At 57.1% G+C, this 22966-nt stretch carries 22 protein-coding genes; 13 read left to right on the top strand and 9 right to left on the bottom strand.

Features of this window, described 5'->3' with window-relative positions; genetic code table 11:
- Positions 1-17 precede the first annotated feature (17 nt).
- The 3 genes from hslR to igaA form a co-directional block, all read right to left on the bottom strand.
- Complete coding sequence (gene hslR, locus K7R23_RS04390; protein WP_012908353.1) at positions 18-419, bottom strand: ribosome-associated heat shock protein Hsp15; 402 nt, start codon at positions 417-419, stop codon at positions 18-20.
- 10 nt (positions 420-429) lie between these two features.
- On the bottom strand, positions 430-1098 hold the full coding sequence (gene yrfG / locus K7R23_RS04385) for a GMP/IMP nucleotidase (protein ID WP_012908354.1): 669 nt from the start codon (positions 1096-1098) through the stop codon (positions 430-432).
- A gap of 65 nt (positions 1099-1163) precedes the next feature.
- A complete protein-coding gene (gene igaA, locus K7R23_RS04380) occupies positions 1164-3296 on the bottom strand; it encodes an intracellular growth attenuator protein IgaA (protein WP_012908355.1) in 2133 nt (710 codons plus the stop codon).
- 323 nt (positions 3297-3619) lie between these two features.
- Between igaA and nudE the strand changes: the two genes are divergently transcribed.
- Positions 3620-4180, top strand: coding sequence for an ADP compounds hydrolase NudE (gene nudE, locus K7R23_RS04375; protein ID WP_012908356.1), 561 nt, complete (start codon positions 3620-3622; stop codon positions 4178-4180).
- Positions 4181-4459: 279 nt separating this feature from the next.
- Here nudE and mrcA read toward each other — a convergent pair whose 3' ends face one another.
- Positions 4460-7012 (bottom strand): peptidoglycan glycosyltransferase/peptidoglycan DD-transpeptidase MrcA, encoded by a 2553-nt coding sequence (mrcA, locus tag K7R23_RS04370; protein ID WP_024133042.1) that lies wholly within the window; start codon positions 7010-7012, stop codon positions 4460-4462.
- Positions 7013-7132: 120 nt separating this feature from the next.
- On the opposite strand from mrcA, the gene K7R23_RS04365 reads away from it, so the two are divergent.
- The 12 genes from K7R23_RS04365 (at position 7133) to trpS (ending at position 17195) form a co-directional block, all read left to right on the top strand.
- On the top strand, positions 7133-7912 hold the full coding sequence (locus K7R23_RS04365) for a hypothetical protein (protein WP_012908358.1): 780 nt from the start codon (positions 7133-7135) through the stop codon (positions 7910-7912).
- On the top strand, positions 7912-8448 hold the full coding sequence (locus tag K7R23_RS04360) for a PilN domain-containing protein (protein ID WP_012908359.1): 537 nt from the start codon (positions 7912-7914) through the stop codon (positions 8446-8448). Before K7R23_RS04365 ends, K7R23_RS04360 begins: the two co-directional genes overlap by 1 nt.
- Positions 8432-8887: a HofO family protein gene (locus tag K7R23_RS04355; protein WP_012908360.1), complete on the top strand. Its 456-nt coding sequence runs from the start codon at positions 8432-8434 to the stop codon at positions 8885-8887. The genes K7R23_RS04360 and K7R23_RS04355 overlap by 17 nt, the downstream gene beginning before the upstream one ends.
- Positions 8880-9284 (top strand): HofP DNA utilization family protein, encoded by a 405-nt coding sequence (locus K7R23_RS04350; RefSeq protein ID WP_012908361.1) that lies wholly within the window; start codon positions 8880-8882, stop codon positions 9282-9284. The genes K7R23_RS04355 and K7R23_RS04350 overlap by 8 nt, the downstream gene beginning before the upstream one ends.
- On the top strand, positions 9196-10434 hold the full coding sequence (gene hofQ, locus K7R23_RS04345) for a DNA uptake porin HofQ (protein WP_012908362.1): 1239 nt from the start codon (positions 9196-9198) through the stop codon (positions 10432-10434). Before K7R23_RS04350 ends, hofQ begins: the two co-directional genes overlap by 89 nt.
- A 307-nt stretch (positions 10435-10741) precedes the next feature.
- Positions 10742-11263, top strand: coding sequence for a shikimate kinase AroK (gene aroK, locus K7R23_RS04340; RefSeq protein ID WP_012135498.1), 522 nt, complete (start codon positions 10742-10744; stop codon positions 11261-11263).
- Between the two features lie 48 nt (positions 11264-11311).
- A complete protein-coding gene (gene aroB, locus K7R23_RS04335; RefSeq protein WP_012908363.1) occupies positions 11312-12400 on the top strand; it encodes a 3-dehydroquinate synthase in 1089 nt (362 codons plus the stop codon).
- 97 nt (positions 12401-12497) lie between these two features.
- Positions 12498-13784, top strand: a complete 1287-nt coding sequence (gene damX, locus K7R23_RS04330; RefSeq protein ID WP_012908364.1) for a cell division protein DamX — start codon at positions 12498-12500, stop codon at positions 13782-13784.
- Positions 13785-13915: 131 nt separating this feature from the next.
- Entirely contained in the window at positions 13916-14752 is an 837-nt protein-coding gene (gene dam / locus K7R23_RS04325; RefSeq protein ID WP_012908365.1) for an adenine-specific DNA-methyltransferase, read from the top strand.
- Between the two features lie 17 nt (positions 14753-14769).
- Positions 14770-15447, top strand: a complete 678-nt coding sequence (gene rpe, locus K7R23_RS04320; RefSeq protein WP_012908366.1) for a ribulose-phosphate 3-epimerase — start codon at positions 14770-14772, stop codon at positions 15445-15447.
- Entirely contained in the window at positions 15440-16198 is a 759-nt protein-coding gene (gph, locus tag K7R23_RS04315; RefSeq protein WP_012908367.1) for a phosphoglycolate phosphatase, read from the top strand. Before rpe ends, gph begins: the two co-directional genes overlap by 8 nt.
- Positions 16191-17195 (top strand): tryptophan--tRNA ligase, encoded by a 1005-nt coding sequence (gene trpS, locus K7R23_RS04310; protein WP_012908368.1) that lies wholly within the window; start codon positions 16191-16193, stop codon positions 17193-17195. Before gph ends, trpS begins: the two co-directional genes overlap by 8 nt.
- A 64-nt stretch (positions 17196-17259) precedes the next feature.
- On the opposite strand, the gene K7R23_RS04305 is transcribed toward trpS, so the two are convergent.
- The 5 genes from K7R23_RS04305 to nirB form a co-directional block, all read right to left on the bottom strand.
- Entirely contained in the window at positions 17260-17427 is a 168-nt protein-coding gene (locus K7R23_RS04305) for a YhfL family protein (RefSeq protein ID WP_012908369.1), read from the bottom strand.
- A 256-nt stretch (positions 17428-17683) separates the two neighbouring features.
- Positions 17684-19057 (bottom strand): siroheme synthase CysG, encoded by a 1374-nt coding sequence (cysG, locus tag K7R23_RS04300; RefSeq protein WP_012908370.1) that lies wholly within the window; start codon positions 19055-19057, stop codon positions 17684-17686.
- 11 nt (positions 19058-19068) lie between these two features.
- Complete coding sequence (nirC, locus tag K7R23_RS04295; protein ID WP_012908371.1) at positions 19069-19878, bottom strand: nitrite transporter NirC; 810 nt, start codon at positions 19876-19878, stop codon at positions 19069-19071.
- 162 nt (positions 19879-20040) lie between these two features.
- On the bottom strand, positions 20041-20367 hold the full coding sequence (gene nirD / locus K7R23_RS04290) for a nitrite reductase small subunit NirD (RefSeq protein WP_012908372.1): 327 nt from the start codon (positions 20365-20367) through the stop codon (positions 20041-20043).
- Positions 20364-22907, bottom strand: coding sequence for an NADPH-nitrite reductase large subunit (gene nirB, locus K7R23_RS04285; protein ID WP_012908373.1), 2544 nt, complete (start codon positions 22905-22907; stop codon positions 20364-20366). Before nirB ends, nirD begins: the two co-directional genes overlap by 4 nt.
- Positions 22908-22966 lie beyond the last annotated feature (59 nt).

The following is a 22966-nucleotide window of genomic DNA, read 5'->3' as shown; positions in this document are numbered from 1 at the left end:
TCTCTTGCGGGCGACAGTCACTCGCTGTCGCCGTGTTTAAATCGTAACAGATTGCGGCGCTCTTTTTTGTCCGGTCGTCTGTCCGGATGCGGCATGGTCAGTGCGTTAAGCTTACGCGCCAGCGCCATTTTTTCGCGTTTTTCTACGCTTTCCGTCGTTTCCTCATACAGGGCGACGGCTTCGCTGGCTGGTCGGCGCTGGGCGCTGATCCCGCGGATCACCACCGTGCGCTCATCATTACCCTGACGCAGCGTCAGGGTGGCGTTCAGTTCGACGATCTTGCCCGGCTTACTGCGCTGACCGTTATAGTGAACCTTTCCGCCTTCAATCATCTCGCGCGCCAGCGCGCGGGTTTTATAAAAACGCGCGGCCCACAGCCATTTATCCAGTCTGACCTCTTCCGAGGGTTTCTCTTTCATGGCGGCTCCTTCACAGCAGTGAGGGGATCAGTCGACGGTAATCATTCAACGACGGGTGGCGCGCATACTGCTTTTCCGCCACGCCAGAGTCGGGGTTAGTCACGCCGAGGCAGTAACGAATGCCGAACGTCGCGGCGGCATCAAGTATGGCTTCGCTGTCGTCAATAAACAGCGTTTTCTGCGCGTCTATCCCTGTCTCTTCAGCCACGGCGCGCCATAACCGCTGATCCTCTTTGGGATAACCAAATGTGTGGGTGGAAAGTAATAAATCAAGGTGCGAATCCAGGCCGGTATGCTTCAGCTTTACCGCCAGATTATGCGGATGCGCGTTAGTCAGCAAAATACGGCGCTTGCCGCAGGCCTTTAACGCCGCTAAAAAGGGCACCGTATCGTCGCGCAACACGGCGCGCGGTCCCATCTGCGTGGTCATTGCGCAGATGTCCAGGCCCAGGCGGTCGCTCCAGTAATCAAGACAGTACCAGTTTAGCGTATGCTGGACCGCATGATACTCCTGGCGGATAAATTCCTGCGCCTCTTGCGGCGAGATCCCCTGCTGCGCGCCGTAGGTTTCGGGCACCAGCTTTTGCCAGAAATAGTTATCAAACGCCAGATCGAGCAGCGTGCCGTCCATGTCCAGCAGAACGGTATCGACCTCCTGCCAGGCAATATTGATATGCATGGGAACTCTCCAGAATAAAACGCGTTGCGCGACAGGGTAGCATACCCCGTCGCGCAGTCATGTTATCAGATGAGGCTTTCCGAAGAGGCGATCAGTTTTGGATTCAGGCAGCTTTCATAGTACTGCTGAATTTCCATCATGCGGGTGCGATGGCGCTGATAGCGGCGGAACGCCTGCACGCCGTTATAGACGGTGCTGGTCAGCATCGTCAGCATCAGCAGGGTGGTGCCGAGGTAACGCCACAAGCCGGAACGGTCCGGAATGCGGTGCAAACCGATGTGGCGGGTGCCGTTGGCGTCGGTATAAATACTGGTGACAATGCCTTCGGCGCTGAACGGCGTGTTCATCAACATCTGCGCCAGCCGCTGGAAAGCATTCCACTGCTCCTGCGGCGGATAGTCATACAGCGAAACCGACGGCCAGGGCTGATCGACAAGCTCGCTGCCTTCGTCGCTGACGATCAGAAAACCGCCGGGCGCCGGGCTGTTCAGCGACTGGGCGGCGCGGGCCGTTTCACGGGCAATAAAAGGCGCCGTCGAGGTGGCGACCAGATTATCAAGCGACTCCGCGCTGACGGGGCGCAGCAGGACGTTGACGCCATCCAGCTTGCCCGCGTTGGCGCGTTTCACCAGCGCGTTCCAGTCTTTGCCGTTGCCCAGATTCACCAGCGCGTTTTTGAGACGGACGCATTCATCTTCCGCTGCGCATAAATCGGCGGTTTTCAGAACGATATCGCCAAAATCGTCAATCAGCACCATCCCCGACTTTTGAATCGCTGAACGTAGCGCCGCGCTGACCCGGGAGTCATCTTCCGGTTTGGGATGCAGCTGACGATTGACGGCCTGCGAAAGCGCGGTGGCTTTGTTGACCAGCTCAGACTCCGGCAACGGCAGCGCCGCCGCGTCGTTCCAGATGATTTGCGAGCAGTCAAATGGCGTAAACGGCGAACTGGTTTGCGGACGCCAGCTGCCTGAAGCGTGGATATTACACATGCCCTTGCCGCGAATATTCAGCGTATCGCCCACCCGCACGCCGGATTGCTCAAGCTGTTTAACGCTTGTCGCTTCAACGGTCTGCGCGCCTTTCATCCATGACAGGGTGAACTTGATCGGCATATCCAGCGGGATGCAGAACAGCAGCATCAGCAGCACCACCAGCGAGCCGCCGGCAATCACGGTACTGCGTACCCAGTGCTGGAGCGGGAAATTTTTTACCTCGTCATGGAGGGATAAAAAACGGCCCTGACGCACGACGTGGCGATCCAGATAGATATCGATATCCGTCTGCTGCCCCAGATCCTGCGCGATCCACGGCTGCCAGTGCGGCGGATAGACCAGATCGATAATGCCAAGCGAAATATTGTTAATTTGTTCCTGGTTATTTTCGCCAAACAGACCCCAGCGACGCGGCGTACCGCGCAGGCAGTGGATTTCCCGCAGCGCGGTTTTCGACGGTGGCGCGAAAAGTCCCCAGAGTCCGGCGGCCAGCAGCAGCACGGCGCCGCCAACTATCCAGGGCACAAAAACGTCCGGCGTAATCAGGCAGAAGAAAAACAGCAGGAAGGAGGCGACGATCAGCAACGCTTCACGGAATCCGGCAGGACGGCTTAGCGCATACTCCTCGTGGGTTTCCTGACGAATATTCAGCAGTTCGATCTGCTCGCTCTCTTCGCCGCGAATCGACGCCTGGGTGGAGCTGGCAGGTTGCAACGCATAGCCGCGCGCCTCCTGCATGTACTCCTGCAAAGTATGACCGTTGAGGGAAATGACCAGCGGCAGGGTATCGGTATGGATCAGCTCGACGTTATTTTCATCGTTAATGTACTGTTCCCAGAACGGCGGCAGGTGGACCTCGACGGAGTCGAGATAATAGCGCCATTTATTCGGATCGTCGGTGGTAATGCCGTAACGGGTGATCGAGTGGGTCAGAATGATGACGTTATTGCTTTCGGCGTTCAGCGCCAGGGATACGGGGGCCGTGCTGGCGCCCGTCGGACCGGGAACCTGCTGAATTTGGCTCAGGTTTTCGAGGTAATTTTCAACGGCGCTGCGTTCTTCCGGCGTCAGTTTACGGCTTGCCGCGTCTGAGAATGCGTTCGTCCATGGGAGTTTTCGCCGCCTGGCGCGGAGTTTGTATCGCCACCAGACGAGAAACAGACCGACCAGTAGCGCCGCTAAAAAAATCAAAATGGTGCTCATGCTTTTCCCATCTTACTTAATCTGTCAGGCGTGGTCAGTCGCACCCTGTCACAATAAACGTGATTCTGTGGTTGGCTATCGGCAAGCATGGAGTTGAACTTGAGCATTTTCAGCGCATCCCAGTGAAGGCAAATGATAGCAAAACCCGCAAAAGCGGAATATCAGCAAATTCCTGGACGTATTTCAACCTATTGACTTTTAATTTGAAATAGGAATTATATTTTTATTAGGTTACATAAATGTAAATAAACGGCAATTCACGTTGCCGAAACCGTGTCGTATATCGCACAATGACGGTAGATTCCACGGCAAAGATTCCCACGATGAGCAAATCATTACAAAAACCCACCATTCTGCATGTTGAAACGGTCGCCCGGTCGCGGCTGTTCAGCGTTGAAAGTGTGGATCTCGAGTTCAGCAACGGCGTGCGTCGCGTTTACGAACGGATGCGCCCCTCTAACCGTGAAGCGGTAATGATTGTGCCGATAGTTGACGATCATCTGATTCTGATTCGTGAGTACGCAGTAGGAACGGAGTCTTACGAGCTGGGCTTTTCCAAAGGGTTGATTGACCCCGGCGAAAGCGTGTTTGAAGCCGCGAACCGGGAGCTGAAAGAAGAGGTTGGCTTTGGCGCGAAGGATCTGACGTTTCTGAAAAAGCTCAGCATGGCGCCCTCTTATTTCTCCAGCAAAATGAACATCGTGGTGGCGGAAGACCTGTACCCGGAGTCGCTGGAAGGAGATGAACCTGAGCCGCTGCCGCAGGTCCGCTGGCCGCTGACGCATCTGATGGATCTGCTGGAAGACCCTGACTTTACCGAGGCGCGGAACGTGAGCGCGCTGTTCCTGGTGCGCGAATGGCTGAGGGGGCAGGGCAGGCTGTAAATTGGCGGCTTTACCCGCAGAGCGCCGGTTTTGTAGGCCGGATAAGGCGTAGCCGCTATCCGGCAGGTTTGCCCGGTGGCGCTGACGCTTACCGGGCCTACGGGGGATAAGGTTTTGTAGGCCGGATAAGGCGTAGCCGTCATCCGGCAGGTTTGCCCGGTGGCGCTGACGCTTACCGGGCCTACGGGGGTAAGGTTTTGTAGGCCGGATAAGGCGTAGCCGCTATCCGGCAACAATACGACCCCGACAACAAAAAAGGCGCCGGAGCGCCTTTTTTCGTCAGAACAGTTCGTGCGTTTCGCCATTATCGATAATGGTGGTACCCACTTCCTGCACCGCGTGCTGCGTGGGCTGGGTGCCCTCAATAAAATATTCCGCGCGGCTGTTGCCGCCGCTTGCCAGCTGTCCGGTGTTGCGATCGATATTGACCGTCACAATACCCGGCGGCGGGGTCAGCGGCTCTTCCGGTAAGCCTTCCAGCACCGCCTTCATATAGGCATCCCACGCCGGTTGCGCGCTTTTGGCGCCGCCTTCGTAGCCGGAGATCTGATCTTTGATCGCGCCGGAAGCGGAGGTGCGTCCAAGGTCACGCCGGTGATCGTCAAAGCCAATCCATACTGAAGTCACGACTCCCGGGCCGTAGCCGGAGAACCAAGCGTCTTTCGAACTGTTGGTGGTGCCGGTTTTACCGCCGATGTCGTGACGCTTAAGGTCGCGACCCGCGCGCCAGCCGGTGCCCATCCAGCCCGGTTCGCCAAAAATGTTGGTATTCAGCGCGCTCTTAATCAGAAACGCCAGCGGGGTGTTAATCACGTGCGGCGCATATTCTTGTGCGCCGGTCTGCACAACCAGCGCCTGGTTTGCCTGCTCCAGCTTCGGCATCGGCACGACGGCGTTTTGCTGCTCGCCGGAAACCGCGACGTCCTCAACGTTACTGTTCTCAAGAACGTCAGACTTCTGCGTATCGCCGTAAATGACCGGGATATCGCATTCCGGGCAGGCAATCTTCGGCTTCGCTTCGAAAATAATACCGTTCTGGTCGTTTTCAATTTTGCTGATGAAATAAGGATCGACCAGGAAGCCGCCGTTCGCCATCACCGCATAGCCGCGTGCAACCTGCATCGGGGTGAACGCGGCGGAGCCCAGCGCCAGAGATTCGGTATGCACAATATTTTGCGCCGGGAAGCCAAAACGTTGCAGATATTCGGCCGCGTAATCCACGCCCATCGCCCGCATCGCGCGCACCATTACCACGTTTTTCGACTGTCCCAGACCCTGACGCAGACGAATCGGACCGGCGTACTGTGGTGGGGAGTTCTTCGGACGCCAGTCGGACCCGGCGCCGGCATCCCAGCGGGAGATCGGCACGTCGTTGAGCATACTCGCCAGCGTCAGCCCCTTATCCATTGCGGCGGTATAGAGGAACGGCTTAATGTTCGAGCCCACCTGACGCAGCGCCTGAGTGGCGCGGTTGAATTTGCTCTGGTTGAAATCAAAGCCGCCCACCAGCGCCAGCACCGCGCCGTCTTTCGGATTGATGGACACCAGCGCGGAGTTTACGTCCGGCACCTGCGCCAGCCACCAGGCGTCGCCCATCTTGCGGACCCAGATTTGCTGACCGGTCTGGATAGCGTCGGTGACTTTACGCGGCGTCGGACCCTGCTGCGTGTCTGAACGGTACGGTCGCGCCCACCGGATGCCCTCCATACGCAGCGCGACCGACGTGCCATCCGCCAGCGCCGCGGTGGCTTCCTGCGGATTAGCGCTGGTTACCACCGCCGGTAGCAGCGGCCCGTAGGTCGGCAGGGCTTTCAGGGTATCGATAATCTTTTTCGGGTCCCAGGCGGCTTCCCCGACTTTCCACAGCACGTTCGCCGGACCGCGATAGCCGTGGCGCATGTCGTAGTCCAGCACGTTATTGCGCACCGCCTCCTGTGCGGCCTGCTGAACTTTGCGGGTGATGGTTGTGTAAATGCGATACCCGTCTTCATAGGCGTTTTCGCCGTAACGGGCGTACATCTCCTGGCGCACCATTTCCGACAGATACGGCGCGGAGAAGGCGATTTCCGGCGCGTGGTAGTTCGCGTCGATTGGCGCATTACGCGCCTCATCGTACTGCGCCTGGGTAATGTAGCCTTCGCTCAGCATACGGGAGAGCACCACGTTGCGGCGCGACGTCGCGCGGTCCATCGAATAGAGCGGGTTGAACGTCGAAGGCGCTTTCGGCAGGCCGGCGATGACAGCCATTTCGCTTAAGGTGAGCTGATCGATCGATTTACCGAAGTAGACCTGCGCCGCGGCGCCGACGCCATAGGCGCGGTAGCCAAGGTAGATTTTGTTGAGATAAAGTTCGAGGATCTCATCTTTGTTCAGCATCTGCTCAATGCGGATCGCCAGGAACACTTCCTTAATTTTACGCATCAGGGTGCGTTCCGGGCTGAGGAAGAAGTTTCTCGCTAACTGCTGCGTAATGGTACTCGCCCCCTGCGAAGCGTGGCCGGAGAACAGCGCGACGCTGGCCGCACGGAAGATCCCCACCGGGTCAACGCCGTGATGCTCATAGAAACGACTGTCTTCCGTCGCGATAAACGCCTTGACCATTTCCGGCGGTATCTGGCTCAGCGTAACCGGAATACGGCGCTTCTCGCCGTATTGCGCGATCAACTCGCCATCAGCGCTGTACACCTGCATTGGAATTTGCAGACGTACCTCTTTCAACGTCGCGACATCAGGCAATTGCGGCTCAATATAACGGTACAGACCATAAATCGAGCCTGCTCCCAGCAGGATGCAACATACTGCAAGGATCAATAAATACTTTACGAACTTCACTGGAGATTTCCCATTTAGTTTCATTTGGGCAGTTTCTAAACAACCGCGCGGTAGTATAAAGGCAAGCCTGACGCATTGATATACCCGTAAGAGTAACGGGAGATAAGGAGATCATCAGCTATGGCTTTCAGAATCTGGCAAATTGGCCTGCATATTCAACAACGTGAAGCGCTGGCGGTTGCCGTCGTGCGCGGCGCTTCAGGCTGGTCGCTACAGCGCTGGTGGCGCATTCCGCTGGCGCCGAAAATCATTCAGGAGGGACGCATCCGCGACCCGGAGCAGCTTGCCGACGTGCTCCGGGTGTGGAGCCGGGAACTGCCGCAGCGCCATCAGGTACATCTCTCCTTTCCCTCCAGTCGTACGCGACAAAAGGCGTTTCCCCGCCCGGCAATGTCGCTTCGCGAGCGCGAGCAGACGGCGTGGCTGGCTGGAACGCTGGCGCGCGAAATGGATATGGAACCGGATGCGCTGCGTTTTGATTATAGCGAAGATGCGCTCACCCCGGCATTTACGGTGACTGCCGCCCAGGATAAAGAGGTGTCCACTTTGCTCACGCTTGCCAGAACGCTGAAGATCCAGGTGGCGGCCATTACGCCGGATGCCAGCGCGTTGCAGCGGCTGCTGCCTTTCCTGCCGTCTACGCAATCCTGCCTGGTCTGGTGCGATGAAGCGCAGTGGCTGTGGGCGACGCGTTATGCCTGGGGACGAAAAACGCGGGCGGAAATAGCGACCATTGATGACCTTATCGACGCTCTTTCCCTTACGCCGGATAGCGTCGCGCTCTGCGCTCAGGCGCAATTCGATCCGTGGCGGGCCGTTTCAGTACGTCAGCCTCCGGTGCCGACCGAAGGTCATGCCTTCGCCATCGCGCTTGGTCTGGCGCTGGGGGAGGTTCGTTAATGTACGCGGTCAATTTTCTTCCCTGGCGACAGCAACGACGCAGGGCGTGCCTGCATTTCTGGTGCCTGGCGTTCAGCGCGCCAGCGGTGGTGGCGCTGGCGATAATGGCGATCGGGGGCGTCATTCAGGGCGTAAACGGGCAGATCGCTACGGTGCTTGCAGAAGCGGAACGGCAGCTTACGACGGCGCTTGGCGCTGCGAAGCCGCGTCTGGAGGCGCGCCAGCAACGGTTACAGCAGATTATTACCCGCGAGGCGCGGCGAAACGCGACCCGCCGCTGGCAGCCTGAACTGGAAAATCTCGCCCGGCGCCTTCCCGCGCAGGCCTGGCTGACACAGATGGACTATCAGCAGAATAGCCTGCAACTGAGCGGAAAAACGCTCAGTTTTGCGGCATTGAGCGCGCTGGAGGCCATGCTGCGCGGTTCGCAGGCGTGGCGGATAACCCATACCGGCGCAGCGCAACAGGATGCGCAGGGATACTGGCAATTTCACTATCGGCTGGCATGGAGAGAAACGGATGGCGGCGCTCATTGATCTCTGGTGCGCGTTAACGCCGCGGACGCGCGTTTTTTGCTGGACGGGATGGACAGTATTACTGAGCGCGCTTATGGCGTGGTGCCTGTTTTCTTCACCAACCGCCAATAGTGAATCGCTGAACCGGCTGCGTATGGAGAATCGTCAGCTCTGGCCTGCGCTGTATCGCCTTGCGGCAACCGAAGATGAGCGGCTGTCAGCAGAGGCGTCGCCCGATGCGCCTTTTTCACCGTTCGCCATTTCCTTGCCGGGACTACAGCTGCGGCGCTGGCAGCCGTCGGAACAGGGCGGCGAACTGGCGCTGCGTGGAGGCTGGGAGGCGGTTCCGTCGCTGTTTGCGTATCTGGCGGAGCGAGGAGTGTCGGTAAACGGTTTTTCACTGGCGATGGAGAAGAACGAACTGCTGGTGACCCTTACGCTGGAATCCCTGCATGACTAACCGGCGCTGGTTGCTGGCCGTCCTGTCGCTGCTGATGCTGACCGGAATGCGCGATCCGTTTCGTCAGCCGGAGGATGGTTGCCATTGCGCAGAGCTGACGCAGTGGCGCTACCAGGGCATCGTCGGCAAGGGAGGGCGGAGCATTGGTCTGCTACGTGACGGCGAACGACGATGGCGGCGCGTTGAACTGCATGACGTACTGGATACCGGCTGGACGGTAATCCGGCTTGATGAACAGGAGCTGACAGTGAATACCGGCAACGGCTGCGATCCGCAGCAATGGCGGTGGCTAAGACAAGGAGAGGTTGATGAGGCGATGGATACTGGCGGCGCTGATAGCCGTTCTGCACCCGGTACTGGCCGGAAAAGCGCAAAACGTGACGCTGGTGGTGGATGAGGTTCCGGTTGCCCAGGTGCTTCAGGCGCTTGCGGAGCAGGAACGGCGTAATCTGGTGGTTGCGCCGGATGTCAGCGGCGTGGTATCGCTGCGCCTGAGAGATGTTCCCTGGAAGCAGGCGCTACAGACGGTGGCCAGCAGCGCCGGACTGGTTCTGCGCCAGGAGGAGGCCATCATCCACGTCCATTCCGCGAACTGGCAGCGTGACGAAGCGGCGCGCCTGCAGGCGGAGAACGCGAGGCGGGAGGCCAGCCTGCCGCTGGAAAACCGGCACATCACGTTGCATTACGCCGACGCCGCTGAGCTGGCGAAAGCTGGGCAAAAGCTGCTGAGCGCCCGGGGCAATATGACGGTGGATACGCGAACTAACCGGCTGCTAATCAGAGACACGCCGCCGACGCTCACGCTGCTGGAGCAGTGGGCGGCGCAAATGGATCTTCCCGTCGGGCAGGTTGAACTGGCGGCGCATATTGTGACCATTAACGAGAAAAGCCTGCGTGAGCTGGGGGTAAAGTGGACGCTGGCAGAGGCGCAAAGTACCGGCGCGGTGGGGGATGTGTCCACCCTTGGCAGCGATCTCTCTGTCGCCGCGGCGACCACGCGCGTCGGCTTTAACATTGGCCGAATCGATGGGCGGCTGCTGGATCTGGAGCTTTCCGCGCTGGAGCAAAAGCAGCAGCTTGATATTATCGCCAGCCCGCGCCTGCTGGCCTCCCACTTACAGCCCGCCAGCATCAAGCAGGGCAGCGAGATCCCCTATCAGGTCTCCAGTGGCGAAAGCGGTGCCACGTCGGTGGAGTTTAAAGAGGCGGTGCTGGGGATGGAGGTGACGCCGGTAGTGCTGCAAAAGGGGCGGATTCGCCTCAAATTGCATATCAGCCAGAACATGCCGGGGCAGGTCCTGCAACAGGCGGACGGCGAGGTGCTGGCTATCGACAAACAGGAGATAGACACTCAGGTTGAGGTAAAAAGCGGTGAAACGCTGGCGCTGGGCGGCATTTTTTCGCGCAAAAATAAACGCGGGCAGGAGAGCGTGCCGCTGCTGGGCGATATTCCCTGGCTTGGGCAGCTCTTTCGCCACGACGGGAAGGAAAATGAGCGTCGGGAACTGGTGGTCTTTATCACCCCCAGACTGGTCCCGACAGAGTAATGTATGCCTGAAACGGCGCTGTTTTTTGCTCTTAACCGGTGACAGAGATTTGACGTGCGCAACTATTTAGCATACAAGGAGTACCGATTTGAGAGTCGGTACTCCTTATCGCCGTCCGGCAACGCCGACTCGGATTGTCTACAATCTGGTTTGGTGATTTATTCAGTTGCCAAACCCGCTTGAGTATTGAGATAATTTTTAGTCTGACTCTCGCAATATCTTATGAGGTTTCAGTTCATGTCCTGCTGCGCTCAGTGTCGGCGAAGCGGGTTTATCATTAACGATCAGTCTTAGTAGTACCGAAAAAATGGCAGAGAAACGCAATATCTTTCTGGTTGGGCCTATGGGTGCCGGAAAAAGCACTATTGGGCGCCAGTTAGCTCAACAACTCAATATGGAATTTTACGATTCTGATCAAGAGATTGAGAAACGCACCGGAGCTGATGTGGGCTGGGTCTTCGACGTTGAAGGCGAAGACGGCTTCCGCGATCGTGAAGAGAAAGTCATTAACGAATTGACGGAAAAACAGGGTATTGTGCTGGCTACCGGCGGTGGCTCTGTTAAATCGCGTGAAACCCGTAACCGTCTTTCCGCGCGTGGCGTCGTGGTTTACCTCGAAACGACCATCGAAAAACAACTTGCGCGTACGCAGCGTGATAAAAAACGACCGCTGTTGCAGGTAGAAGCGCCGCCTCGCGAGGTTCTGGAAGCATTGGCTAACGAACGCAATCCGCTGTATGAAGAGATTGCCGACGTAACCATTCGCACCGACGATCAGAGCGCCAAGGTCGTTGCAAACCAGATCATTCATATGCTGGAAAGCAACTGATTCTGGCTTAATACACCGGCTACTAGCTATTAAGGTGGATGTCGCGTCATGGAGAGGATTACCGTCACTCTCGGGGAACGTAGTTACCCTATCACCATCGCGGCTGGTTTGTTTAACGAACCGGCTTCTTTCTTACCGCTGAAATCGGGCGATCAGGTTATGTTGGTGACCAACGAAACCCTGGCTCCCCTTTATCTTGATAAGATTCGCGGCGTACTTGAACGCGCGGGTATTAACGTTGACAGCGTCATCCTGCCTGACGGCGAGCAGTATAAGAGCCTGGCGGTGCTGGATACGGTATTTACCGCCTTACTGCAAAAACCGCATGGCCGCGACACGACGCTGGTCGCCCTTGGCGGCGGCGTGATTGGCGATCTGACTGGCTTTGCCGCCGCCAGCTATCAGCGCGGCGTACGCTTCATCCAGGTTCCGACCACTCTCTTATCGCAGGTCGACTCCTCCGTTGGCGGAAAAACCGCGGTAAACCACCCTCTCGGCAAAAACATGATCGGCGCGTTTTACCAGCCCGCTTCGGTGGTGGTGGATCTCGACTGTCTGAAAACGCTGCCTGCCCGCGAACTGGCCTCCGGCCTCGCTGAAGTGATCAAGTACGGCATTATTCTCGACGGTGAATTCTTTCTCTGGCTGGAAGAGAATCTGGATGCGTTACTGCGTCTGGACGGCGCGGCAATGGCTTACTGTATTCGCCGTTGTTGTGAGCTGAAGGCCGAAGTTGTCGCCGCAGACGAGCGCGAAACCGGCTTACGTGCTTTACTGAATCTGGGTCATACCTATGGACACGCCATTGAGGCGGAAATGGGTTATGGCAATTGGTTACACGGTGAAGCGGTCGCGGCTGGTATGGTAATGGCGGCGCGCACGTCGGAACGTCTGGGGCAGTTTACGCCGGAGGAGACGCAGCGCATCATCACTTTACTTCAGCGCGCTGGTTTACCGGTGAACGGACCGCGCGAGATGTCTGCGCAGGCTTACCTGCCGCACATGTTGCGTGATAAAAAAGTGTTGGCGGGAGAGATGCGTTTAGTGCTTCCGCTGGCAATAGGGAAAAGCGAAGTGCGCGGCGGAGTGTCGCACGAAATCGTACTTAACGCGATTGCTGACTGTCAGCAGGCGTAACAACAAGAAAGGTCGGACTGATGCGGCTTACGCATCGGCCATTTAAATTCAGGCGTAATGCAGCGTGGTAAGCATTCGCCTTTGAGTGGGGTGTTAAATGGATGAATTCAAACCAGAAGACGAGCTGAAACCCGATCCCAGCGATCGTCGCCCTGGTCGTTCTCGACAATCTTCTGAACGCGGCGAACCGCAGATCAACTTCGATGATGTGGATCTGGATGCTGACGATCGCCGTCCCACCCGCGGTCGCAGAGAGCGTCCCGAAGAGCCTGAGAGCGAAGACGTTTACGAATCCGATGAGGCATTCGTGGATGAAGAGCGCGTAGAGCGCCGTCCGCGTAAGCGTAAAAAAGCGGCCAGTAAACCGGCTTCCCGTCAGTATATGATGATGGGCGTAGGCGTGCTGGTTCTGCTGCTGCTGATCATCGGGATTGGTTCCGCGCTGAAAGCGCCATCCACGCCTTCGGCAAATAATCAGACGGCGTCCGATGAGAAGAGTATCGACCTTTCCGGCAATGCCGCTGACCAGGCAAACGGCGCGCAGCCCGCCCCGGGCACCACCTCTGCCGAACAGACCGCCGGCAACGCGCCGCAGGAAGTTTCGCTGCCGCCGATCTCTTCCACGCCGACCCAGGGTCAGGTTCCGCCGACAGCGGAGGGCCAGCAGCGCGTAGAAGTGCAGGGCGACCTGAACAGCGCGCTGACGCAGCCGCAGGGTCAGGAACAGATGAATAACGTGGTCGTGAACTCGACGCTGCCGACTGAACCCGCCACCGTTGCGCCGGTACGGAATGGCAACGCGCCGCGCCAGACGGCGTCTGCCCCGGTCAGCGAACGTCCGACGAACCGTCCGGAGCGTAAGCAGGCGGTGATTGAGCCGAAGAAAACGCACACGACCGCGAAAGCGACGCCAGCGGAGCCAAAGCCAGCCGCGCAGCCGAAACGCACTGAGCCCGCCGTAACGCCGAAGCAAACGGCTTCCGCGCCAGCGGCGACGACAGCGCCTAAAGCCACGGCGAACGTAGCACCTGTACAGAAGGCAGCCCCGGCCCAGACTCAGAGTACGCCAGCGGCATCGACGGGCAGCGCGAAAAGCAGCGGTAACGTGGGATCGCTGAAATCCGCGCCGTCCAGCCATTACACCCTGCAGTTGAGCAGCTCTTCTAATTACGACAACCTGAACGGTTGGGCGAAGAAAGAGAATCTGAAAAACTATGTGGTGTATCAGACGACGCGTAACGGTCAGCCGTGGTATGTTCTGGTATCGGGCGTTTATGCGTCGAAAGATGAGGCGAAACGCGCTGTGTCCACGCTGCCAGCCGACGTGCAGGCGAAGAATCCGTGGGCGAAACCGCTACATCAGGTTCAGGCCGATTTGAAATAATAAAAGCTATGCCCACGGTTGGGGGTGGCTCTGCGTTGACGCCGCGCCCCCGTGGTGGGACATGGCGCTAAAGCGCAGGATGCTGTCGGAGCTTTCTCCACAGCCGGAGAAGGTGTAATTTGTTAGTCAGCATGAAAAAAAATCGCGCTTTTCTGAAGTGGGCAGGGGGGAAGTACCCTCTGCTGGATGATATTAAAAGGCATTTACCGGAGGGTGAATGCCTGATCGAACCCTTTGTGGGCGCCGGATCGGTATTTCTTAACACCGATTTTTCTCGTTATATTCTTTCCGATATCAACAGCGATCTGATCAGTCTCTACAACATTGTAAAGTTGCGCACTGAAGAGTACGTGCAGGCTTCCCGCGAACTGTTTAATCCACAGACTAATCAGCCCGAGGTGTACTACCGGTTTCGCGAAGAGTTCAACGCCAGCCAGGACCCTTTCCGCCGGGCGGTGCTGTTCCTGTATCTGAACCGCTATGGTTACAACGGCCTGTGTCGCTACAACCTGCGCGGCGAGTTTAACGTTCCGTTTGGACGTTACAAAAAACCTTATTTCCCGGAAGCGGAGCTGTATCACTTTGCGCAAAAGGCGCAGAACGCCGAGTTTTATTGCCTCTCGTATGAAGAGTGTATGAATCGCGCGGACAGCAACTCGGTGGTGTATTGCGATCCGCCCTATGCGCCGTTGTCCGCAACCGCCAATTTCACCGCCTATCACACCAACAGCTTCAGCCCGAAAGAGCAGGCGCATCTGGCTAAGTTGGCTGAGAAGCTGGTAAAAAAGCGTATCCCGGTGTTAATTTCGAACCATGACACGCCCGATACCCGCGAATGGTATAAACAGGCGACACATTTTCAGGTCAAAGTGCGACGCAGTATTAGCAGCAACGGCGGCACACGTAAAAAGGTGGACGAACTGCTGGCTCTGTACAAACCAGGAGTCGTTTCACCCGCGAAAAAATAATTCTCAAGGAGAAGCGGATGAAACAGTATTTGATTGCCCCCTCAATTCTGTCGGCTGATTTTGCCCGCCTGGGTGAGGACACCGCGAAAGCGCTCGCTGCCGGCGCTGATGTCGTACACTTCGACGTGATGGACAACCACTACGTACCCAACCTCACTATTGGCCCGATGGTGCTGAAATCTCTGCGTAAATACGGCATTGCCGCGCCGATTGATGTGCATCTGATGGTGGAACCGGTCGATCGCATCGTGCCGGATTTCGCCGCCGCTGGCGCCAGCATTATTACTTTTCATCCGGAGGCTTCCGGGCACGTTGACCGGACTCTACAGCTGATCAAAGAGCACGGCTGTCAGGCGGGTCTGGTCTTCAATCCGGCGACGCCGCTGAGCTATCTCGACTACGTGATGGATAAGCTGGACGTGATTCTGCTGATGTCCGTCAATCCCGGCTTTGGCGGACAGTCCTTCATTCCGCAAACGCTGAACAAGCTGCGTGAAGTTCGTCGGCGCATTGATGAATCGGGCTACGACATTCGTCTGGAGGTCGACGGCGGCGTTAAGGTGAATAATATCGGCGAAATCGCCGCGGCGGGCGCCGATATGTTCGTCGCGGGCTCTGCCATTTTTGACCAGCCAGACTACAAAAAAGTGATTGATGAAATGCGCAGTGAACTGGCAAAGGTAAGTCATGAATAAATTTCAGGATATTCGGGGCGTCGCTTTCGATCTCGACGGCACGCTGGTGGACAGCGCGCCGGGACTAACCGCCGCCGTGGATATGGCGCTGTACGCGCTGGAGCTGCCGACAGCGGGTGAAGAACGGGTGATTACCTGGATTGGCAATGGTGCAGACGTGTTAATGGAACGTGCGCTTGCCTGGTCCCGCCAGGAGCGCGCCACGTTGCGTAAGTCCCAGGGCAAACCGCCCGTTGATGAAGATATTCCCGCTGAGGAGCAGGTGCGTATACTGCGTAAGCTGTTTGACCGCTATTATGGCGAGGTCGCGGAAGAGGGAACCTTTCTGTTCTCCGGCGTTGCCGATACGCTCGGCGCATTGCACGCGAAGGGGCTGGCGTTAGGTCTGGTGACCAACAAGCCTACGCCGTTTGTCGCGCCGCTGCTCGATGCGCTGGATATCAGCAAATATTTCAGCGTGGTCATTGGCGGTGATGATGTGCAAAACAAAAAACCGCATCCGGATCCGCTGCTGCTGGTGGCAAGCCGGCTTGGCATCGAGCCAGCGCAATTGCTCTTTGTCGGGGATTCGCGTAATGATATTCAGGCTGCAAAAGCGGCAGGCTGCCCCTCCGTCGGGCTGACCTATGGCTACAACTACGGCGAACCGATCGCCCTGAGCCAGCCTGACGTTATCTTCGACAGCATTAATGAACTTTTGCCCGCTCTCGGGCTTCCGCATAGCGAAAATCAGGAATCGAAAAATGACTAAGCCCATCGTTTTTAGTGGCGCACAGCCCTCAGGTGAATTGACCATTGGCAACTATATGGGTGCGCTGCGTCAGTGGGTGAACATGCAGGATGACTACCACTGCATCTACTGTATCGTTGACCAGCATGCCATCACCGTACGCCAGGATGCGCAGCAGCTGCGTAAAGCAACGCTGGATACGCTGGCGCTGTATCTGGCATGTGGTATCGATCCGGAAAAGAGCACCATCTTCGTTCAGTCTCACGTGCCGGAACATGCGCAGCTGAGCTGGGCGCTGAACTGTTACACCTATTTCGGTGAACTGAGCCGTATGACTCAGTTCAAAGACAAGTCAGCGCGTTATGCCGAAAACATCAACGCCGGTCTGTTCGATTATCCGGTGCTGATGGCGGCGGATATTCTGCTGTACCAGACTAACCAGGTGCCGGTGGGTGAAGACCAGAAGCAGCATCTGGAACTGAGCCGCGATATCGCCCAGCGTTTTAACGCGCTGTATGGCGAGATCTTCAAAGTCCCTGAGCCGTTTATTCCGAAGTCCGGCGCGCGCGTCATGTCGCTGCTGGAGCCGACGAAGAAGATGTCCAAATCGGACGACAACCGCAACAACGTGATCGGTTTGCTGGAAGATCCGAAATCGGTGGTGAAGAAGATTAAACGCGCGGTGACGGACTCCGACGAGCCGCCGGTGGTGCGTTACGACATCCAGAACAAAGCGGGCGTCTCTAACCTGCTGGACATCCTCTCCGCCGTTACCGGCCAGAGCATCCCTGAGCTGGAAAAACACTTTGAAGGCAAGATGTATGGTCACCTGAAAGGTGAAGTGGCCGAAGCGGTTTCCGGTATGCTGACCGGGCTGCAGGAGCGCTATCATCGTTTCCGCAATGACGAAGCCTTCCTGCAAAAAGTGATGAAGGAAGGGGCGGAAAAAGCCAGCGCCCGCGCGTCTGAAACGCTGAAAGCGGTATATGAAGCGATTGGTTTTGTCGCGAAGCCGTAATTGAGCGTGTGAAATGAAAAAACCGGGATTTCCCGGTTTTTTTGTATCTGCGCAAAGTCGAGGTTTACTCTGCTGCCGGACCGCAGCCGCCGATGATTTTAGAAATAGAGATAGCCGGGTGCAGCAGGTAGTCGTAAGAGCAGGTTTTATTGCGGTTTTCTACGTGTCCCGTACACGCCGTAAGCGTCGCCAGTGCCGCTCCCACCAGTGCCATTTTAATAAATTTGTTCATTTACATTTCCTATGTAAAAAATAATTAATCAATTAACTATGGATCAGTCGAATATGCTTTCGCTATCCGTTTGCGACGATAACGTAATCTCTTTTTGTCGTCAGTAAGGGAATGGCAATAGAGGCGTGTTGAATCCATTAAGTTAATTTAAATCAGTTGGTTAGATAAAAGTCCGTTTCCGGACTTTTTGTTTTCCTGCACGCCAGAAATAAAAAAGGCCAGACGATGCCGCCCTTAATCTGAAAAATGGAATGAATTAATGATTAGAGAACCAGTTTAATTTTTCGCGTAAACCGACAACGCGACCAACAATAATCAGCGCGGGGCTTGCCACCTGCGTCGCCAGTTCGCCTAAGCGCGCTAATTCCCCTTTCACCACGCGTTGTTTGACGGCGGTGCCGTTTTCCACCAGCGCGACCGGCATATCCGCCTGCATGCCAAATTCAATCAGTTTCTGCTGGATAGTGGCAGCCTGATTCAGCCCCATATAAAACACCAGCGTCTGCTTTTCCGCCGCCAGGTTTTCCCAGTCCAGCTCGCCGCCGGTTTTCAGGTGTCCGGTAACCAGCCGCACGCTTTGCGCATAGTCGCGATGGGTCAGCGGGATGCCGGAATAGGCAGAGCAGCCGGAAGCGGCGGTGATTCCCGGCACCACCGAGAAGGGAATACCCGCGTGACACAGGGTTTCCAGCTCTTCGCCGCCGCGACCAAAGATAAATGGATCGCCGCCTTTCAGACGCACCACGCGTTTACCTTTTTGCGCTTCACGCAGCAGGATTTGGTTAATTTCTTCCTGTGGCACGCAGTGATAACCCGCGCGTTTACCGACGAATACGCGATCCGCATCGCGGCGCACAAGGTTCATAATATCGTCAGAAACCAGGCGGTCATACACCACCACGTCGGCCTGCTGGATCTGTTGCAGCCCTTTCAGGGTCAGAAGTCCGGCATCGCCCGGTCCTGCGCCCACCAGCACTACCTCGCCGCGATGATCCAACGGCTCGCTCAGCAGTTGCTCTGTAACTTCGGCCACCGCTTTCTGGTCGGCATTGGCCAGCGACTGGTCGAGACGATCGTTAACAAAGAATTTTTCCCAGAAGCGACGGCGTTCGCCCATCGTAGCGAACTGTTGCTTCACCCGGGAACGCAGTTTACCGGCGTAATGGGCAACCTGTCCGAGATGCTGGGGCAGCAGGGATTCCAGCTTTTCACGCAGCAGGCGCGCCAGAACCGGCGAGGTGCCGCCGGAGGAGACCGCCACCATCAGCGGCGAACGATCGATAATCGACGGCATAATAAAGCTGGCGGCTTTCGGCGCATCGACCACGTTACAGAAGATACGGCGTGATTCCGCCGCGTCGCTGACGCGCTGGTTAACCGCATCGTCATCGGTGGCGGCGATCACCAGCCAGCAAGGATCGAGAAGGGCCTCTTCAAACGGCCCTTCAACGAGGGTCAACATGCCTTCATCTGCCCATACGGTGAACTGGGGAATAAACGCCAGCGCATTTACCGTTAAACGTGCGCCCGCTTCCAGCAGTAACCGCGCTTTGCGTTCTGCGACATCACCACCGCCGACGATTAAACAGTCGCGGTCACGAAGTTGACAAAATATAGGCAAATGGTCCACGACATTACCCCTTAATGATTGGCTACGGCCTCTGTTTGGCTGGTCTTCGCCGGAGCCGGACGCTCCGCTTTTGGCGTAGCATACCAATAACCTAATCCCATGAATACGGCGCCGGACAAAGTATTGCCCAGAGTGACCCACAGCAGGTTATGACCAATTCCCGCCAGGGTATAGGCTTCGCTATGGTGACCAAACCAGGAGAGGGCGAACAGCGTCATGTTCGCGATGGAGTGTTCGTAGCCGGAGGCGATAAACGCCAGCAGGCACCACCAGATCGCCATGAATTTAGCCGCGCCCTCGGTGCGGATCGCCATCCAGATCGCCAGACAGACCAGCCAGTTGCACAGCGCGCCTTTGAAGAACAGCACCGTGGCCGGCGCGGTGGTTTTCGCCAGCGCGACGGAATGGACGATGCTGGTATCGACCGGCAGCAGGCTGCCGCCGCCCCAGCTGTACATCAGCGCGACAAACACCGAGCCAAGCAGATTGCCAAGCCAGGTCTGCGGCAGAATGGCCCACATCTGGCCGTGGCTGATTGCTCCGGCTTTGACGCCAAGCGTCAGAAACATGGTGTGTCCGGTAAACAGTTCGGAACCGGCGATAATCACCAGCGTTAAGGCGATACCAAAGGTTGCGCCCATTACCAGCGGACGCACGGAGGGATCGAGCAGATTGCCCAGGGTGAAAATAAGAATGATGCCGAGGCCGACGTAAGCCCCCGCCATTGCGGAACTTACCCAGAATCCCAGCGGGTTTTTCGCCGACAGGCGAGCGATGCGCGCAGCGTTAGCCGCACACTTGTTGATGGTGTCTGTGTACATAGAATTGATTACCCTTGAAATATAAAAATAAAAAACGTAACCGTAGGCCGGATAAGGCATTATGCCGCCAGGCAGCAATGGTCATTGCCATCCTTACCGGGCCTGTAAAAGTCAGACCTGGCATACGTTAAAAAGGGAGGCGTTACGCCTCCCTAAAATAGATTACCCGCGCAGCTGCACGATGCCGTCTTTCACTCGCGCTTCGTAATGGGCCACGGAATGACTCTCGTCTTCCATGCACAATCCGTCGCGCAGGCGGAAACGCTGTTTTTTCAGCGGGCTGGCGACCCACAGCTCACCCTCGTGCTCGGCAATCAGCCCGCGGGAGAGGACGCTGGACTCAAAGAACGGGTCGATATTGCTGATGGCGAACACCTGATCGCTATGGTAAGGGCGAAAAATCGCGACCTGCTCGTCGCCTAACAGGGCGCAGACGCCGGTGGCAGGCAGAATGGCGTCGATGTTGCAGATGTTAATCCACTGGCTCATACGTTTTCCTCCACCAGAGTTACCGGGATGCGTTCGTACGGCGTGGCCGGACGATGCTGTTCACGTTCAGGCACCACCTGGACGTTCGGGTCGCGCTTATCGCTGTTGATGAAGTGCTTAAAGCGAAGCTGCGCCGATGGCGTATTGACCGTCTCGGTCCATTCGCAGGTTACGGCTTCGCGCAGACGCGCCATCTCTTCTTCCAGATGCGCGTTCAGGCCCAGCTTATCGTCGATGATCACCGACTTCAGGTAATCGATGCCGCCTTCCAGATTATCCAGCCACGGCGCGGTACGGGTCAGTTTGTCCGCCGTACGGATGTAGAACATCATAAAGCGGTCGAGATAGGTGATCAGGGTGTCGCGATCGATATCCGCCGCCAGCAGATCCGCATGGCGCGGTTTCATGCCGCCGTTGCCGCAGACGTACAGGTTCCAGCCTTTTTCGGTAGCGATAATGCCCACGTCTTTACCCTGCGCTTCCGCACATTCACGGGTACAGCCAGAAACGCCGAACTTCATTTTGTGCGGGGTGCGGATGCCTTTGTAGCGGTTCTCCAGCTCGACGCCGAAGCCGACGCTGTCGCCCACGCCGTAGCGGCACCAGGTGCTGCCGACGCAGGTTTTTGCCATGCGCAGCGCTTTGGCGTAGGCGTGACCGGTTTCAAAACCTGCTTCAATCAGTTGACGCCAGATTTCCGGCAGATCGTCTTTCTGCGCGCCAAACAGACCGATGCGCTGAGAGCCGGTGATTTTGGTGTAGAGGTTAAATTCACGAGCGATACGGCCTACCGCCACCAGACCTTCCGGGGTGATCTCGCCGCCTGCGGAGCGTGGGATAACGGAATAGGTGCCGTCTTTCTGGATATTCGCCAGGAAGTTGTCGTTTGTATCCTGTAATGGCGTGTGCTGCGGCTTCAGAATGTACTCGTTCCAGCAGGAGGCCAGCAGTGAGCCGACGGTCGGTTTACACACTTCGCAGCCGTAACCTTTACCGTGTTTCGCCAGCAGTTCCTCAAAGGTTTTGATGCCTTCGACGCGAATCAGGTGGAACAACTCCTGGCGCGAGTAAGCGAAGTGCTCGCACAGGTTGTTATTCACTTCGATACCCTGTTTCGCCAGCTCGGCGTTCAGCACCTGCGTGACCAGCGGGATACAGCCGCCGCAGCCGGTACCGGCTTTGGTTTCCGCTTTCAGCGCGGCGACGGTGTGGCAGCCTTTATTAATGGCGGCGACCAGCATACCTTTGGTGACGTCAAAGCAGGAGCAGATCTGCGCGCTGTCGGGCAGTTTATCGACGCCGATAGACGGCTTGCCGCTGCCCGCGTGGGAAGGCAGGATCAGGGAGTCCGGGTTTTCCGGCAGTTCAATAGCGTTCAGCACCAGCTGCAGCAGGTTGCCATAGTCGCTGGTATCGCCCACCAGCACTGCCCCGAGCAGGGTTTTGTTGTCAGAGCTTACGATCAGGCGCTTATAAACCTCTTTGCTTTCATCGAGGTAAACGTAGCTGCGCGCGCCCGGCGTGCGACCATGCGCGTCGCCAATACCGCCGACGTCAACGCCCAGCAGCTTCAGCTTGGCGCTCAGATCCGCGCCTTCAAAGGCGTTTTCGTTACCCAAAATATGGTCAACGGCGACCTGCGCCATCTTGTAGCCCGGCGCGACCAGGCCGTAAACGCGGTTGTTCCAGCTGGCGCATTCGCCGATAGCGTAGATGTCCGGGTCAGAGGTCTGGCAGGCGTCGTTAATGACGATCCCGCCGCGCGCAGCGACCTCCAGACCGCACTGGGTGGCCAGCTTATCGCGCGGACGAATACCGGTGGAGAACACGATAAAATCGACTTCCAGTTCGCTGCCGTCGGCGAAACGCATGGTTTTGCGCGCTTCGCTGCCCTGCTGGACGATCTCCTGGGTGTTTTTGCTGGTGTGCACGCGCACGCCCATGCTTTCAATTTTGCGCCGCAGCTGCTCGCCGCCCATCTGATCGAGCTGTTCCGCCATCAGCATGGGGGCGAATTCAATGACGTGGGTTTCCACGCCGAGGTTTTTCAGCGCGCCAGCCGCTTCCAGACCCAGCAGGCCGCCGCCGACCACCGCGCCGCGCTTGCTGCGACGGGCGCAGGCTTCAATGGCGTTGAGATCTTCAATGGTGCGGTAAACGAAGCAGTCCTGGGTTTCGGAGCCTTTGATTGGCGGGATCCACGGGTAGGAGCCGGTGGCCATGATCAGCTTGTCGTAGTAAACGGTACGACCGGCGCTGGAGTGAATCACCTTCTCTTGACGATTAATCGTGATTGCGCGTTCGCCGACCAGCACCTTAACGCCGTGCTTCTCGTAGAAGCCTTCACGCACCAGAGAGAGTTCCTCGGCGGTATGGTGAGAGAAGTAAGATGACAGGTGGACACGATCGTATGCTTTGCGGGGTTCTTCGCAAAAGACGGTAATATCGAACAGGCTTGCGTCGGATTTATCAAGCAGATCCTCAATAAAGCGATGGCCGACCATACCGTTACCGATAATAGCGAGTCTGACTTTGCTCATTTTTGCCTCGATTTCTTTTCTATTACTGCCTACCTTAACGATTCAGCAACCCCGCTTAT

The organism is Citrobacter rodentium NBRC 105723 = DSM 16636 (genome assembly GCF_021278985.1).
Classification (GTDB): domain Bacteria; phylum Pseudomonadota; class Gammaproteobacteria; order Enterobacterales; family Enterobacteriaceae; genus Citrobacter_A; species Citrobacter_A rodentium.
The sequence above is the reverse complement of the archived record's forward strand: the minus strand, read 5'-3'. Positions and strand labels throughout refer to the sequence as shown.

Bases quoted from the DNA above. Each gene is read 5' to 3' on its own strand.
- nirC (WP_012908371.1), bottom strand. From the start codon at position 19,878: ATGTACACAGACACCATCAACAAGTGTGCGGCTAACGCTGCGCGCATC.
- yrfG (WP_012908354.1), bottom strand. From the start codon at position 1,098: ATGCATATCAATATTGCCTGGCAGGAGGTCGATACCGTTCTGCTGGAC.
- dam (WP_012908365.1), top strand. From the start codon at position 13,916: ATGAAAAAAAATCGCGCTTTTCTGAAGTGGGCAGGGGGGAAGTACCCT.
- K7R23_RS04365 (WP_012908358.1), top strand. From the start codon at position 7,133: ATGGCTTTCAGAATCTGGCAAATTGGCCTGCATATTCAACAACGTGAA.
- K7R23_RS04305 (WP_012908369.1), bottom strand. From the start codon at position 17,427: ATGAACAAATTTATTAAAATGGCACTGGTGGGAGCGGCACTGGCGACG.
- K7R23_RS04355 (WP_012908360.1), top strand. From the start codon at position 8,432: ATGGCGGCGCTCATTGATCTCTGGTGCGCGTTAACGCCGCGGACGCGC.
- igaA (WP_012908355.1), bottom strand. From the start codon at position 3,296: ATGAGCACCATTTTGATTTTTTTAGCGGCGCTACTGGTCGGTCTGTTT.
- K7R23_RS04350 (WP_012908361.1), top strand. From the start codon at position 8,880: ATGACTAACCGGCGCTGGTTGCTGGCCGTCCTGTCGCTGCTGATGCTG.
- gph (WP_012908367.1), top strand. From the start codon at position 15,440: ATGAATAAATTTCAGGATATTCGGGGCGTCGCTTTCGATCTCGACGGC.
- nudE (WP_012908356.1), top strand. From the start codon at position 3,620: ATGAGCAAATCATTACAAAAACCCACCATTCTGCATGTTGAAACGGTC.
- hslR (WP_012908353.1), bottom strand. From the start codon at position 419: ATGAAAGAGAAACCCTCGGAAGAGGTCAGACTGGATAAATGGCTGTGG.
- hofQ (WP_012908362.1), top strand. From the start codon at position 9,196: ATGAGGCGATGGATACTGGCGGCGCTGATAGCCGTTCTGCACCCGGTA.
- aroK (WP_012135498.1), top strand. From the start codon at position 10,742: ATGGCAGAGAAACGCAATATCTTTCTGGTTGGGCCTATGGGTGCCGGA.
- nirD (WP_012908372.1), bottom strand. From the start codon at position 20,367: ATGAGCCAGTGGATTAACATCTGCAACATCGACGCCATTCTGCCTGCC.
- K7R23_RS04360 (WP_012908359.1), top strand. From the start codon at position 7,912: ATGTACGCGGTCAATTTTCTTCCCTGGCGACAGCAACGACGCAGGGCG.
- trpS (WP_012908368.1), top strand. From the start codon at position 16,191: ATGACTAAGCCCATCGTTTTTAGTGGCGCACAGCCCTCAGGTGAATTG.
- damX (WP_012908364.1), top strand. From the start codon at position 12,498: ATGGATGAATTCAAACCAGAAGACGAGCTGAAACCCGATCCCAGCGAT.
- rpe (WP_012908366.1), top strand. From the start codon at position 14,770: ATGAAACAGTATTTGATTGCCCCCTCAATTCTGTCGGCTGATTTTGCC.
- nirB (WP_012908373.1), bottom strand. From the start codon at position 22,907: ATGAGCAAAGTCAGACTCGCTATTATCGGTAACGGTATGGTCGGCCAT.
- aroB (WP_012908363.1), top strand. From the start codon at position 11,312: ATGGAGAGGATTACCGTCACTCTCGGGGAACGTAGTTACCCTATCACC.